General features: G+C 71.6%; 12 protein-coding genes. 5 read left to right on the top strand and 7 right to left on the bottom strand.

The window, feature by feature from the left end:
• Positions 1-42 precede the first annotated feature (42 nt).
• The 7 genes from hpf to mtnA form a co-directional block, all read right to left on the bottom strand.
• On the bottom strand, positions 43-735 hold the full coding sequence (hpf, locus tag ACWD5F_RS27675) for a ribosome hibernation-promoting factor, HPF/YfiA family (protein WP_124000375.1): 693 nt from the start codon (positions 733-735) through the stop codon (positions 43-45).
• Positions 736-1,050: 315 nt separating this feature from the next.
• Entirely contained in the window at positions 1,051-1,977 is a 927-nt protein-coding gene (locus ACWD5F_RS27670; RefSeq protein ID WP_451258318.1) for a ComF family protein, read from the bottom strand.
• Positions 1,978-2,116: 139 nt separating this feature from the next.
• Complete coding sequence (locus ACWD5F_RS27665) at positions 2,117-3,949, bottom strand: LpqB family beta-propeller domain-containing protein (RefSeq protein WP_451258316.1); 1,833 nt, start codon at positions 3,947-3,949, stop codon at positions 2,117-2,119.
• Positions 3,939-6,008 (bottom strand): MtrAB system histidine kinase MtrB, encoded by a 2,070-nt coding sequence (mtrB, locus tag ACWD5F_RS27660; protein WP_451258314.1) that lies wholly within the window; start codon positions 6,006-6,008, stop codon positions 3,939-3,941. The genes ACWD5F_RS27665 and mtrB overlap by 11 nt, the downstream gene beginning before the upstream one ends.
• A 1-nt stretch (position 6,009) precedes the next feature.
• Positions 6,010-6,699, bottom strand: coding sequence for a two-component system response regulator MtrA (gene mtrA, locus ACWD5F_RS27655; protein WP_016438163.1), 690 nt, complete (start codon positions 6,697-6,699; stop codon positions 6,010-6,012).
• A gap of 192 nt (positions 6,700-6,891) precedes the next feature.
• Positions 6,892-7,263 carry a DUF6083 domain-containing protein gene (locus ACWD5F_RS27650; protein WP_451258312.1) on the bottom strand — a complete coding sequence of 124 codons (372 nt, stop codon included), beginning with the start codon at positions 7,261-7,263 and terminating at the stop codon, positions 6,892-6,894.
• A 285-nt stretch (positions 7,264-7,548) separates the two neighbouring features.
• The gene (gene mtnA, locus ACWD5F_RS27645) at positions 7,549-8,691 is read right to left on the bottom strand and encodes an S-methyl-5-thioribose-1-phosphate isomerase (RefSeq protein ID WP_451258310.1); all 1,143 of its coding nucleotides are present in this window, start codon (positions 8,689-8,691) and stop codon (positions 7,549-7,551) included.
• Between the two features lie 140 nt (positions 8,692-8,831).
• On the opposite strand from mtnA, the gene ACWD5F_RS27640 reads away from it, so the two are divergent.
• From ACWD5F_RS27640 to ACWD5F_RS27620, 5 genes are read left to right on the top strand one after another with little or no spacing between them, the layout of a single operon-like run.
• Complete coding sequence (locus tag ACWD5F_RS27640) at positions 8,832-10,217, top strand: DUF7544 domain-containing protein (protein ID WP_451258308.1); 1,386 nt, start codon at positions 8,832-8,834, stop codon at positions 10,215-10,217.
• Between the two features lie 4 nt (positions 10,218-10,221).
• Positions 10,222-11,001, top strand: coding sequence for a DUF4129 domain-containing protein (locus ACWD5F_RS27635; RefSeq protein ID WP_451258306.1), 780 nt, complete (start codon positions 10,222-10,224; stop codon positions 10,999-11,001).
• Positions 10,998-12,194, top strand: a complete 1,197-nt coding sequence (locus ACWD5F_RS27630; protein WP_451258304.1) for a DUF4350 domain-containing protein — start codon at positions 10,998-11,000, stop codon at positions 12,192-12,194. The genes ACWD5F_RS27635 and ACWD5F_RS27630 overlap by 4 nt, the downstream gene beginning before the upstream one ends.
• Positions 12,194-13,183, top strand: coding sequence for an AAA family ATPase (locus ACWD5F_RS27625; RefSeq protein ID WP_451258302.1), 990 nt, complete (start codon positions 12,194-12,196; stop codon positions 13,181-13,183). Before ACWD5F_RS27630 ends, ACWD5F_RS27625 begins: the two co-directional genes overlap by 1 nt.
• Entirely contained in the window at positions 13,183-14,493 is a 1,311-nt protein-coding gene (locus ACWD5F_RS27620) for a DUF58 domain-containing protein (RefSeq protein ID WP_451258300.1), read from the top strand. Before ACWD5F_RS27625 ends, ACWD5F_RS27620 begins: the two co-directional genes overlap by 1 nt.
• Positions 14,494-14,629: the final 136 nt, after the last annotated feature.

Here is a 14,629-nt window from a genome sequence, read left to right as displayed (position 1 = left end):
CACGCGCTCCAGGGGCACAGGCTCAGTGGTCTGCGGGGCCGGTCAGCCGCCCAGCGTGCCCCCCGGCGCGGGGGACTGCACCTGGGCCACCATCGGGTCCGTGCTCAGGTGAATGACGCCGTAGTCGTAGGCGTGCCGCCGGTAGACGACACTCGGTTCCTTGGTCTCGGAGTCGACGAACAGGTAGAAGTCGTGGCCGACCAGTTCCATCTCGTAGAGGGCCTGGTCGAGAGTCATCGGGGAGGCGACGTGGGTCTTCTCGCGGACGATGAGGGGGCCGTCACCCTTCACTTCCAGCGAGCCGATCTTCTTGGTGGGGATTCCGTCCACCTCGTCCTCGTGGACGGGGTGGCCGTTCCCGTTGAGCGTCGCCGCGCCCGGGACGTGGTCGGCGACCTCGGCCGCCGGGATCCTGCGGGCACCGCGGCGCGAGAACCGCTTGTCGTGCTGCTTGCGCAGCCGGGCGTCCAGCTTCTCCGCCGCGAGGTCGAGCGCCGCGTACGGGTCGTTGGCCGATGCTTCCGCCCGAATCACCGGACCGCGGGAGCGGAGCGTGATCTCCACTCGGTCACAACGGTCGGCCTGTCGGGGGTTCGGCTCCTTGGACACCTCCACGTCGAGGCTGATCACCTTGCCGTCGAGCTTCTGGATCTTCTCCAGCTTCAGCTTCTCGGCCACGTGCTTGCGGAACCGCTCGGGCACCTCGGTCTTGCGGCCCTTGACGACGATGTCCACGCAGAACTCCGTTCCCGGATAGCCCCGCTTCGCCTGCGGAGCATCTCCCTTTGCACCCGGTTCCGGTGAACCACCGGAACCTCGGACTCGGTGACTTCCACCTCCTCCTCCCCCACAGGCAAGATCTCCACCCCACCGGCGCGGGTGATTGTGCAAAACCCGCAGCACGGCATTCCGATACGCGAGGTATGGCCTGGGCCTTTTCCTCACAACCGAACATATCTCGCCCGGACGGATGTCGTCACCCTCTACCGCCGCGTACCTCCGTTCTGGTGAATTGACCCTCTCATTACCTGCAACGATGCAAGTTTCCAGTCAGTTCCGGTTTATTTCGAAGGAATCAGGCGACGCCGCGACCACAGCTGCGCAGATCACGTCAACGGCGTCACTTGATCCACTCATACGTTGACCACCGTCTGCCCGACTCAGCGCCGCGTACACGGCCGCCCGCGGATCTTCGTCGGCATGGCCATGGGCCGCCGCCCGCACGGCCCGCGCCGCCTCCGTCAGCGAGGCGCCCGTGGTCATGAGGTCGTCGACGAGCACGACCCGCCCTCCGCCCAGCAGCCCCGCACCGCCGGGGGCCACCGCCAGCGCGCCCGCGAGATTGTCCAGCCGCTGCCGGGAGTTGAGCCCGGACTGGTCGGCCACGGCCCGATTCTGCCGCAGCACCGCCAGCACCCGCGCGCGGGTCCCGGTCCGCCGCAGCTCACCGGCGGCCGCGAGCGCGATCCGCCGCGCCGGGTCATGCCCGCGTGCCCGCACCGCACCGCCCGCGGAGGGAACGGGGACGAGCAGCACAGGAGCGCCGCCGCTCAGGTCGCCCCGGGCCCACGTCTGAATACCGCCACCCCGAGGCCGCGCCGGCACAGCCCCGCCGAGTCGCGCCCCGACCGCCGACGATTCCGCCCCGCCGGTCCACTCCCCACCGACCCGCTCACTGCCGATCTCCCCCAGTCCCGCCCGCACAGCCCCCGCCAGAGCCGCGCCCAGCGGTGCCGTGAGAGCCAGCGCGCCGCGCTCTTTGTGGGCCAGCAGCACGGCCCGCACCGCGTCCGCGTACCGGGCGGCCGCGTGCACCACGGGCAGCCCGGGCGGCTCCGGCACCGGTCGCACCCGGCACGGTGCGGCCCCGCTCAGGGCGGCACGGCACTCCGGGCAGAGCACCGTGCGAGGCCTCCCGCAGCCTCCGCACTCGGCCGGCAGCACCAGATCGGTGAGGTCCTGCCACCACCCCCGCATGCCCACCACTGTGCCAAGACCCGAGCCGCCCGACCACCCCTGTGGATAACTCCCTGTGGACAACTCGCGGCGGTGGCCGTGGCTGCCGTTGGGGGCCGGAGTTAGTGGCTTCGGCTGATGCCAGGACTGGGAGTGGGACTCACCCCGGATAGACCGGCGCCGTCCCGTCCGTGACCACCTTCTGCCACTGCGCCCCGGACCGCAGTCGTACGATCCCGTCCTCCGAGTACGCCACCAGCGGAAGCCCCTCGTCCTCGGCCGCCGTGAGCTCCTTGACCCCGGTCAGGGCCGCGGGCGCGGGACCCTCCGGCGTGGAGCCGTCGATCTGGACGTACCGCATGGTCTGCACACCGCCCTGCTCCCGCCCGACCACCACGAGCCGGCTGTCCCCGGCCCACGACATGGCGGTGACGTCCTCCAACTCCGGTGTCGCGGAGCGCAGTTCCTGCACCCAGACCGTCGGCCGCTCGTCCTTGCCGCCGGTCTCGCCGGTCCGCTCGATCCGCCCGATGAGCAGCGACGTCCGGTCGCCCTTGGCCACCACGAGCGCGATCCGCACTCCGTCGGCGGCCACCCGGACGTCCTGGATGCGTCCGTCGAGGCCGGGTGCCTTCACCACGATCGGCTCGCCCCTGCCCTGCTCCAGCAGGAGCAGGCGGGGGTCGGCGGGGTCGCGGTCGGCCACCCAGAGGTCGCCGTGCGCGTCCCAGCTGGGCGCCGTCAGCCGGTTGGCCTCGGTCGAGCCGTGGCTGGTCAGCACGGCGTCCCCGAGCGATCCGCCCGACACCAGGGAGGCGACGTACAGGTCCTTGCCCTCGTCGGCGACCCCGGCCGCGGACTGCTCGTCCCGGGACACGGCCACCGACAGCAGCGCCTTGCCGGTCTCTCCCAGCGCGCCCGGCACCGGGTCGGGCGTGGTGCCGGGATTGGCGGCCGACAGCCGTACCAGCCGCTTCTTGCTGTCGATGAAGTACAGGTAGGAGGGATGCTGCGCCGACGCGCGCGTGTCGACGAGGTCCCCCGGGTCGTCGCCGAGCGAGCACAACCGCTTGCTGCCGGAACGGAGTTCGACCGTGTCCACGATCGGGGTGAGGTTCTGCAGGGTGAACAGCAGCTGGGCCGCCATCTCGCTGCACTTCGCCGTGCCGACCCGGGCGGCGTTCTCGTTCAGCGGCACGGTCAGCTTGTTCTGGTCGTCCGGCGTGAGCGCCTTGACGCCCTTCTTGAGCGCCGTACCCGTCGGGAAGCTCGTCCGGACCACCGGGTCGAGCCAGCTCGACGGCCCGTTGAGCAGGGACCGGACCATCTCCGTCGTGGGGTCCACGTACCGGCGTACGTACACGGGGTCGGCGACCGCCGCGGTATGCGCCTGCGTGGTCGCCGTGGTGTTCGACGCGAAGTAGTACTTGTTGACGGACATGTAGTTGCGCTGGAAGTCCGACTTCCCCATGACGACGCCCTGCGGCAGCCTGTCGATGCGCCACTGCTTGGTCTTCTTGTCCCGCGTCAGGTGCACCGGCGCGGCATAGGCCCCCTTGGCGGCCGCGTACGACTGCTGCTCGTCCACGGTGGCGACCTTGGTGCCGGTCAGCGTGAACGTCAGGTCGTTGGCGACCTCGTGCCCGATGGCCTCGGTCCCCGGACCGTTCTGCAGGACCGTGGTGGACAGCCCCGGCTGCCACGTCTGCGACGCCGTGCGGGTCAGGTACTGGCGCGCCGTCGAGTACCCCGGATCGTCACTGGTCAGCGCCTCCAGGAAGCCCGACACGATGTCCGAGGGCTGGGCGTCGTCCTGGGGCGGCATCGCGAAGACCCGCACCTGGGTGTCCTGCCGGGGCGTGGACTCGACCCCGCGCAGATCCCCGCTGTCGGGCATCGAGGCACAGCCCGCCAGCAGTACGACGCCACAGGCGGCGTACGCCGTCGCGCGCGTGGCCCCCCGCCGAGCGCCCCCGACGCGGTCAGCGCCCACGAGATGCCTCCCCTTGCTTGTTCGCGTCCCCCGGCCCGGCGTCCTGGCGGCCGGCGGTCTCGCTCCGCGCGCCGTCGGCGGCGGGCTTCCCGTCCTGTCGTCGTGCGCCCGAGACGGGCCGGGGCACCACGCGCGCGCCGTTGCCGGGCAGCGCCGTCGGGTCGGCCGTGGCGGTCGCACCGGTCAGCCGCGGCGTCATCGGTATCTGGTCCCCGGTCGGCTGCGCGGGCACGGTGGCGGCCTTGTCGCCGCCCGCGCGCGGCAGCCCCGCGTCGTCGAGTCCGCGGTTGCGCCGCGAGTCCCTGGGCTCCAGCGGTATCGGGGAGCCCCGCAGCGGCTCGTCCGCGGTCCTGGGCAGCGTCAGCCGGAACTGCGAACCGCCGCCCGGCTCACCCCACGCCTGAAGCCAGCCGCCGTGCAGCCGCGCGTCCTCCAGGGCGATCGACAGCCCCAGGCCCGTGCCGCCGGTGGTACGCGCGCGTGCCGGGTCGGCGCGCCAGAAGCGGCTGAACACGCGCGTGGCCTCGCCGGGCTTGAGCCCCACCCCGTAGTCGCGCACCGCGACCGCCACCGCCCCGCCCGCCGAGGCCAGCTTGACGACGACGTCCTTGCCCTCACCGTGCTCAACGGCGTTGACGACGAGGTTGCGCAGCACCCGCTCCACGCGCCGGGCATCCGCCTCGGCCACCACGGGCTGCTGGTCGCCGATCACACGCACGTGCGTCCCCTTGCGCTCGGCGAGCGGCGCGGCCCCGCTGAGCACCCGCCGGACGACCTCCCTGAGGTCTATCGGCTCGGCCTCCAGCGCCGCAGCGCCCGCGTCGAAGCGGCTGATCTCCAGCAGATCCGCGAGCAGCGTCTCGAACCGGTCCAGCTGGTCGGCGAGCAGCTCCGCCGACCGCGCGGTCATCGGATCGAAGTCCACGCGCGCGTCATGGATGACATCGGCCGCCATCCGTACGGTCGTCAGCGGCGTCCGCAGCTCGTGCGACACGTCCGACACGAACCGCCGCTGCATCCGCGAGAGGTCCTCCAGCTGCTGGATCTTCAGCTGCAGGTTCTGCGCCATCTTGTTGAAGGCCTCGCCGAGCCGCGCGATGTCGTCCTCGCCGGTGACCTTCATCCGCTCCTGAAGCCGCCCCGCCGACAGCCGCTCGGCGATCCCGGCCGCCATCCGCACCGGCGTGACGACCTGCCGCACCACCAGCCAGGCGATGGCCCCCAGGAGTACGACGACGAAGAGCCCGGCGGTCGCCAGCGTGCCCGTGACCAGGCTCAGCGACTTCTCCTCCTGCGTGAGCGGGAAGAGGTAGTAGAGCTGGTACGGGTCACCGTTCGGGTCGTTGACCTGCTTGCCGATGACCAGCGCCGACTGGGACTCCTTGCCGCCGTCCTTGTAGACGATGCGGGTGTAGCTCTGGGCTGCCGAGGAACTGTCGTTGATCTTGTCGCGCAGGGCCTCGGGCACGCTCACGGTGGGGTCGACGCCACCGGAGGCACGCGGGCCGCGCCCGCCACCGCCACCGCTGTCGTCGACGGGGAGCGTGACCACGTCGAAGGCGCCCTGCCCGCCGCTGGACAGCGACGACACGAGGTCGCTCATCCAGGCGATGACGTTCTGCGAGGAACGGTCGTCCGCGGTCGCCGCGGCACCCTCGTCCCCGGTCCCCGCCGCCGCCTCGTCGGAACGCTGCTTGGCCACCGCGAAGCCGCCGGTGGCCTGGCTCTGCGAGGCCTTCACCTTGGCGTCCAGCAGGCCGTTGCGCACCTGCCCGATGACGACGAAGCCGAGCAGCAGCACGACGCCCAGCGACATCAGCAGGGTCGTGACGACGACCTTGAGCTGGATGTTGCGCCGCCACAGCCGCATGACGGGCAGCAGCGGCCGGCGCAGCCAGCGCATGAACAGGCGGAGCACCGGGCTGCCCTGGACCCCGCCCTGCAGCAGCCCGCCCTCCAGCAGGTCCCCCCAGCGGGAGCCCGCCGTCTCCGGGCCGACAGGCCGCCCCGCGCGGGCCCCGCTGTGCCCGGACGCCGAAGCGGCACTGTCACCGGACATGTCAGCTCGGCCCTGCCTTGTAACCGACGCCTCGGACGGTCACCACGATCTCCGGCCGCTCGGGGTCCTTCTCGACCTTGGAGCGCAGCCGCTGGACGTGCACGTTCACCAGACGGGTGTCGGCGGCGTGCCGGTAGCCCCAGACCTGCTCCAGGAGCACCTCACGCGTGAACACCTGCCACGGCTTCCGCGCCAGCGCGACCAGCAGGTCGAACTCCAACGGCGTCAGCGCGATCGACTGCCCTTCCCGCTTCACGGAGTGACCGGCCACGTCGATGACCAGATCGCCTATGGCCAACTGTTCGGGCGCCGGCTCCTCCGACCTCCGCAGCCGCGCCCGGATCCGGGCGACCAGCTCCTTCGGCTTGAACGGCTTCACGATGTAGTCGTCCGCGCCCGACTCCAGGCCCACGACGACATCCACCGTGTCGCTCTTCGCCGTGAGCATCACGATCGGCACCCCGGACTCCGCCCTGATCAGGCGGCACACCTCGATACCGTCGCGGCCCGGCAGCATCAGGTCGAGCAGCACCAGATCGGGCTTGCTCTCCCGGAAGGCGGCCAGCGCCTTGTCTCCGTCGGCTACGAAAGACGGCTCAAAACCTTCACCACGCAACACAATGCCGAGCATCTCGGCCAGTGCGGTGTCGTCGTCGACGACAAGGACTCGTCCCTTCATAAACGACATCATCCCATTCTCATAACGGCGGCGAAGGTGCAGGTGAGGCAGGTCACTGCCCCGTGACCATAGTGGCAGGCGGTCGTCACTGTCTGCCCCCGTCCCCCGACGTTGATGTCAGCGACGGATGTCAGCTCGGCGACGCGCACGCACGCTCACTCGGCCGCCACCGACGGAACGGCTCCCGACACGGTGGCGTGAAACTCACGCCTCGTCGGGGACACACACCATGCGGTGAGCCGGCACCACGGGCTCACCGGGCAGTGGGTCGACCCCTCGGACTCGTACCGCCACGATATCCGTGGGAACGGGTGATCGACCCCGCAGCGTGGTCAAACGCCAGCGGTAGACCTCGGGGACGTCCTTGGCCGGGAGCTCCAGCGTCGCGAGACTGACCCACCGGTCGTAGTTGGTCGGGTACACGCGGATCAGCGCTCCGCACTCGGGACACCTGGGCGGTTCGATCCACGACATGTCGTCGAGGTCGGGCTCGGGCCGAGGCGGGGCCGTGGCTCCATCGACTTCGGCCATCTCGTCGGCGAGGGCGCGCCAACAGCCGTCGCAGTGCTTGGCCATGAGAGGGATTCGCCCCCGCTCACGCACAGACGGGCCCGCCTTACCGCAGCGATCGCACACGAACCAGGTCTGATCCGATAAACCGCCCATGTGTTCAAGTGTGGTTGAATCCGACCAGATTCCAGTAGGTCGCGAATTGGCCTCATTGCGCCGACATCACGCCACCGCAACCCACCGACTCCCCTGGCATCGCCATGCCGTCAACCGTGCACGTCACAGCCCCTCGGCCTACGAATCACCGCAGGTGGAGGGGCCGTTGCCGTCGAGGGAAGCGACGTCGTCCCGTCAGCCTGTCGTCACCTCACGCGACCTGGCACACAGCTCGGCGAGAGCCTCGGCCGTCACGGGCGAAACGGCGCCCTCTTCCGTGACGATCGCGGTCACTAGCTCGGGCGGTGTCACATCGAACGCCGGGTTGTACGCCTGGGTCCCCAGCGGTGCCACCGGAATCCCGCCGCCCGCTCCCGTGACCGGCGCATGGGGCGCGGCGACCTCGGTCACCTCGTACCCCGGACGCTGTTCCACCTCGATGGACGCCCCGTCCGCCGTGTCCGGATCCACCGTGGTGATCGGTGCCACCACGATGAACGGCACATGGTGGTACCGCGCGAGCACGGCGAGCGGATAGCTCCCCACCTTGTTCGCCACCGAACCGTCGGCCGCGATCCGGTCCGCCCCGATCAGCACGGCATCCACCTCACCGGCCGCGAACAGCGAACCCGCCGCGTTGTCCGTGAGCAAGGTGTACGCCATCCCGTTGCGAGCCGCCTCGTATGCCGTCAGGCGAGCGCCTTGCAGCAAAGGACGCGTCTCGTCCACCCAGAGCCGCCGCAGCTGCCCCGCCCGATGCGCCGCGAGGGCCACCGCGAACGCCGTCCCCTCGCCGCCCGACACCAGCGCGCCGGTGTTGCAGTGCGTGAGAATCCGGTGTCCGCCACCGGGCAGCAGCTCGTCGAGCAGCGCCAGCCCGCGCTCGGCCATCCGGGCACTGGCCTCGGCGTCCTCCTGGTGCAGCCGCTTCGCCGCATCCAGCGCCGCCCGGGCGGCAAGCTCGGAGTCCCCGCTCTTGGCGAACTCGGCCCGGTGCGCGGACCGGGCCCTGCGCACACCGACGGCGAGGTTCACCGCGGTCGGCCGCGCTCCCGCCAGCACGGCCGCGGCCTCGTCCACGTCGAACCCGCGCGCGGCGGCGAGCGCGACGCCGTAGGCCCCCGCGATGCCGAGCAGCGGCGCCCCGCGCACGGCGAGCGAACGGATGGCCTCCACCAGCGCGGACGCGTCCGTGCAGACCAGCTCGACCTCCTCGGCCGGCAGCCTCGTCTGATCGAGAAGGACCAGTACGGGGCCTTCGGGTGGCTCCTCCCATCGGATCGCCGGTATCTCGGTGGGCCTGTGGTCCTCGCCGGTTTGCGCGTGCTGATCAGCCATGCGGTCAGTCTGCCCCTTACCGGGCCGACAATTGAAGGTGCGCAGCCCATACCGCGGCCGATACCCCGGTGACCACCCCATGGCACGATGGCAGCCAACCTGCCACCGCGACCGCGGACGGGCACCGTGAAGGAGCGACGATGAACGACACTCCGGGCTGGGCCTCGCCCGGATCTGCCCCGTCCGACGGGCAGGAGCCCGGCGCGTCCGACCCGGCCGTGCCCACCGACCGTCCGGGCCCGGCGGAGCCCGCCGGCCAGCCCGGCACGGACCCGCAGGACCAGAACGCGAAGTGGTCCAAGGAGCAGCCCCCGGCCGGCCAGTGGTCCGCGCCCACCGGCGCACCGAACCCGGGCCAGGCCCCGCCGCCCCCACCACCCGGCCCCGGCTGGGGCGGACAGCCCCCCGGCGGTGGCTACGGAGGCCCGGGCGCACCCGGCGGCCCCGGTGGCTACGGTCCCGGCGGCTACGGCGGTCAGGGCCCCTACGGAGGCAATCCCTACGGCGGTTGGGGAGGCGGCGCCTGGGGAGGCCCGCCGCCCGCGGCCAAGCCCGGCGTGATCCCGCTCCGCCCGCTCGGCGTAGGCGAGATCCTCGACGGCGCGGTCTCCACCATGCGCACCTACTGGCGCACGGTCCTCGGCATCTCGCTGACCGTCGCGGTCTTCACCGAGATCATCGTCATCCTCGTCCAGGGCCTGATCCTGAACGACACCGTCAGCACGGACGCCCTCGAAGACCCCAGCGCCAGCTTCGACGAGGTGTCCCGCGCCCTGGGCGACACCATGATCAGCAGCGGCGTCGTCTTCCTGGTCTCCCTGATCGGCACGATCACGGCCACCGCCCTCCTGACGACCGTCACCAGCCGCGCCGTACTCGGCAAGTCCGTCACCATCGGCGAGGCCTGGCGCGACGCCCGCCCGCAGCTGCTCAGGCTGTTCGGCCTGATCTTCCTGCTGCTGCTCATCGCGTTCGGCATCGTCATCGTGGGCGTCCTGCCCGGCCTCCTCGTGGCCGTCGCCGGAGCGGACGGCCCGGGCGCCGCCCTCGGCATCCTGGGCGGCCTCGGAGCCGCGGTCGTCGCCGTGTGGCTGATGGTCCGCTTCTCCCTGTCCTCGCCCGCGCTGATGCTGGAGAAGCAGAGCATCACGAAGTCGATGAGCCGCTCCGTGAAGCTGGTCCGCGGCTCCTGGTGGCGGGTCTTCGGCATCCAGCTCCTCGCCACCGTCATCGCCAACATCGTCGCCTCGATCGTCGTCATCCCCTTCACCCTGATCGCCTCGGCATTCAGCGGCGACGGCGTCAGCGGCTTCCTCAACGCGGGTGCCGGCGACGTCGGTTGGACGTACCTCATCATCAGCGGTGTCGGCGCCGTGATCGGCTCGATGATCACGTTCCCGATCACGGCCGGCGTCACCGTGCTGCTCTACATCGACCAGCGCATCCGTCGCGAGGCCCTCGACCTCGAACTGGCCCGCGCCGCCGGCGTCCAGGACTACGGCACCGCAGCCGGCTCGGGGAGCTGATGCGGTGAGCCTGGCGGGGGGAGTTCTCACAGCGGTGCCAGCACTGCCACGGGCCGCCGAATCGTCCGTACGGACCCTGCTGCGGGCCGGCGACACCTCCGTACTGTCGCTGCGCTCGGCCGACGAACCGCCGGTGACGATCCCGCGTGATCCCGCGCGGGAGGCCGCCCGGCGCGAGCTGTCCAAGCGGATGTACCACGAGAACGACCCCGGCCTCTTCGAGCGCGCCCTGAACGCCTTCTGGAAATGGGTCGACAAGCTGTTCGGCACGGCCTCGACCGCGACGCCGGGCGGGGCGCTCGGCCTCACCGTCGTCATCGTGGCCGTCCTCGCCGTACTGGGCGTGCTGTGGTGGCGCCTGGGCACACCGCGCCGCCAACCCGTCTCCGCCGCCGCCCTGTTCGACGACCGCCCCCGGAGCGCCGCCGAACACCGCGCCGCCGCCGAGGCACACGCCGCCCAGGGCCACTGGAACCAGGCCGTCCAGGAACGCATGCGCGCCATCGTCCGCTCCCTGGAGGAACGGGCCCTCCTCGACATCCGCCCCGGCCGCACCGCCGACGAGGCCGCGGCGGAAGCCGGCCGCACGCTGCCCTCCCAGACAGACCGGCTGCGCGCCGCCGCCCGGGACTTCGACGACGTGACATACGGCGGACGCAGGGCGAGCGAGCAGTCGTACCACCGCATCGCCGAACTCGACCGCGACCTCGAACGCACCAGGCCCCAACTCGCCAGCAGCAGCCCCAGCACGGCCCCCACCGCCCGCCAGGGAGCCGCCCAGTGACCGTCGAGGCCACGCTCCCCGCCACCTCGGTCTCGCCCACCCCACGCCAGGTGTGGACCCGCGCGCGAGGCATCGCACTCGGCGTCGTGCTCGTCCTGGTGACGGCCGTCGTGATCGCCGTCATCCGCTCCGACGCCCGGCACGGCACACTCGACCCGCGCTCCGTCGACCCCTACGGCAGCCGCGCCGTTGCCGAACTCCTCGCCGACCGCGGCGTCTCCACGCGCGTGGTCACCACCCTGGACGAGGCACGCGCCGCGGCCGCTCCGGACACCACGCTCCTGATCGCCGCCCCCGACCTGCTGACCGACCGCCAACAGACCCGCCTGCACGCCTCGACCCACGGCTCCGGCGGACGCACCGTCCTCGTCGCCGCCGGCAGCGCATCCGTGGAGAGGCTCGCCCCAGGCGTCACCGCCGACCCCGCCACCAGCCTCGACTCGACGCTCTCCCCGCACTGCGCGCTGCCCGCCGCACGCACCGCGGGCCGCGCCGACACCGGCGGCATCCGCTACACCACCACGCACCTCGGCGCCGACGAGTGCTACCCCAGCGAACGCCTGGCCACCCTGCTGCGCATCCCGGACACCTCCGGGGACGGCGACACCGTGGTCCTCGGCGCGCCCGACATCCTCTTCAACGACCGTCTCGACGACCAGGGCAACGCCTCGCTCGCCCTCCAACTCCTCGGCTCCCGCCCCCATCTGGTCTGGTACCTCCCTTCGCTCTCCGACATCTCCGCCACCGACACCGGCGAGAAGGGTCTCTTCGACCTGCTCCCCTCCGGCTGGCTCTGGGGCACACTGCAGCTCTTCGTCGCGGCACTCCTCGCCGCCCTGTGGCGGGCACGCCGACTCGGCCCCCTCGTGCCCGAAAGACTTCCCGTGGCGATCCGCGCCTCCGAAACCGTCGAAGGCCGCGCGCGCCTCTACCGCAAGGCCAACGCCCGCGACCGCGCGTCCGCCGCTCTCCGCTCCACCACCCGCACCAGACTCGCCCCCCTCGTAGGCGTCCCCGTCACCCAGGCGCACTCGCCCGAGACCCTGCTCCCCGCTCTGTCCGCCCACCTCCACGGCGACGGCCAGACCACCCTGCAGTCCCTCCTCTTCGGCCCGCCGCCCAGCGACGACACGGCCCTCATCGCACTCGCCGATCAACTCGACGCCCTCGAAAGAGAGGTACGCCGTCCATGATGGATCCGACCACTGACAACGCCGGGACCACCGGGGATCCGGGCACCGCCCGAGCCTCCCTGGAAGCCCTGCGCGCCGAGATCGCCAAAGCCGTGGTCGGCCAGGACCCCGCCGTGACCGGCCTCGTCGTCGCCCTCCTCTGCCGCGGACACGTACTACTTGAAGGAGTCCCCGGGGTCGCCAAAACGTTGCTTGTCCGCGCCCTCGCATCCGCACTCGAACTCGACACCAAGCGCGTCCAGTTCACCCCGGACCTGATGCCGAGCGACATCACGGGCTCCCTCGTCTACGACACCCGCAGCTCCGAGTTCTCCTTCCAGCCCGGCCCCGTCTTCACCAACCTCCTTCTCGCGGACGAGATCAACCGCACCCCGCCGAAGACCCAGTCGTCCCTCCTCGAAGCCATGGAGGAACGCCAGGTCACCGTCGACGGCACCCCGCGCCCCCTCCCCGACCCCTTCCTGGTCGCCGCGACCCAGAACCCGGTCGAGTACGAGGGCACGTACCCCCTCCCGGAAGCCCAGCTCGACCGGTTCCTCCTCAAGCTGACGATCCCTCTCCCCTCCCGCCAGGACGAGATCAACGTCCTCACCCGCCACGCGGAGGGCTTCAACCCGCGCGACCTGCGCGCCGCCGGCGTACGCCCCGTAGCGGGCCCCGCCGACCTCGAAGCCGCCCGCGCCGCCGTCGCGAAGACGACGGTCTCCCCGGAGATCACCGCCTACGTGGTGGACATCTGCCGCGCCACCCGCGAGTCCCCGTCCCTCACCCTGGGCGTCTCCCCACGCGGCGCCACGGCCCTCCTGGCCACCTCGCGCGCGTGGGCATGGCTCACGGGCCGCGACTACGTCATCCCCGACGACGTGAAGGCCCTCGCCCTGCCCACCCTCCGCCACCGCGTACAACTCCGCCCGGAAGCCGAGATGGAGGGCGTGACAGCCGACTCGGTCATCAACGCGATCCTCGCCCACGTCCCCGTCCCCCGCTGATGGCACTCACCGGACGCGCCGCCCTCCTCGCGGCCCTCGGCTCCGTCCCCGTCGGCATCCTGGAGCCCAGCTGGTGGGGCCTCCTCGCGGTCAACGGCCCCCTGGCCCTCGCCTGCGCCTGCGACTTCGCCCTGGCCGCCCCCGTACGCCGCCTGGGCCTCGCCCGCTCCGGCGACACCTCGGCCCGCCTGGGCGAACCCGCCGACGTGACCCTCACGATCACCAACTCCTCGGGTCACCCACTCCGCGCACGCGTGCGTGACGCCTGGCCCCCGAGCAGCTGGCAGCCCGGCACCGAGGTCGAGGCCTCCCGCCACCGCCTGACGGTCCCCGCCGGCGAACGCCGTCGCATCACCACGCGGCTACGTCCCACCCGCCGCGGCGACCGCCAGGCAGACCGCGTGACCATCCGCTCCGACGGCCCCCTCGGCCTCTTCTCGCGCCAGGGCACCCACAAAGTCCCGTGGACGGTCCGCGTCCTGCCCCCGTTCACCAGCCGCAAGCACCTGCCCTCGAAACTCGCCCGCCTGCGCGAACTCGACGGCCGCACCAGCCTGCTGACCCGCGGCGAGGGCACGGAATTCGACAGCCTGCGCGAGTACGTCCCCGGCGACGACACCCGCTCCATCGACTGGCGCGCCACCGCCCGCCAGTCCACGGTCGCCGTACGCACCTGGCGCCCCGAACGCGACCGCCACATCCTCCTGGTCCTCGACACCGGCCGCACCTCCGCCGGCCGCGTGGGCGACGTACCGCGCCTGGACGCCTCCATGGACGCAGCCCTGCTCCTCGCAGCCCTGGCCTCCCGCGCAGGCGACCGCGTGGACCTCCTCGCATACGACCGCCGGGTACGTGCCCTCACCCAGGGCCGCACGGCCCGAGACGTCCTCCCGTCCTTGGTCAACGCGATGGCAACCCTCGAACCGGAACTGGTCGAACTGGACGCCAGAGGCCTGACCGCCACCGCTCTCCGTACGGCCCCCCGCCGCTCCCTGATCGTGCTCCTCACAAGCCTCGACACGGCCCCCGTCGAAGAGGGCCTGCTCCCGGTGCTCTCCCAACTCACCCAGCGCCACACGATTCTGGTGGCATCGGTGGCGGATCCCTACATCGCCAGAATGGCCACGGCCCGCGGAAACACCGAAGCCGTCTACGAGGCCGCAGCCGCCGCCCAGGCCCAGAGCGAACGCCACCGCACCGCGGAACAACTCCGCCGGCACGGCGTCACCGTCGTCGACGAAACACCGGAGGAACTGGCGCCGGCCTTGGCGGACGCGTATTTGGCTCTCAAGGCGGCGGGACGTCTTTAGCGGCAATGGAGCTTGGAGGTTGGGGTTTTCCCCATACAGACCCGAAACGCAGAAAACCCCCGTACCGAATAAACGGTACGGGGGTTTTCTCAAGAATTGTTCGGCGGTGTCCTACTCTCCCACAGGGTCCCCCCTG

Source organism: Streptomyces sp. NPDC002499, from assembly GCF_053595415.1.
The sequence above is the reverse complement of the archived record's forward strand: the minus strand, read 5'-3'. Positions and strand labels throughout refer to the sequence as shown.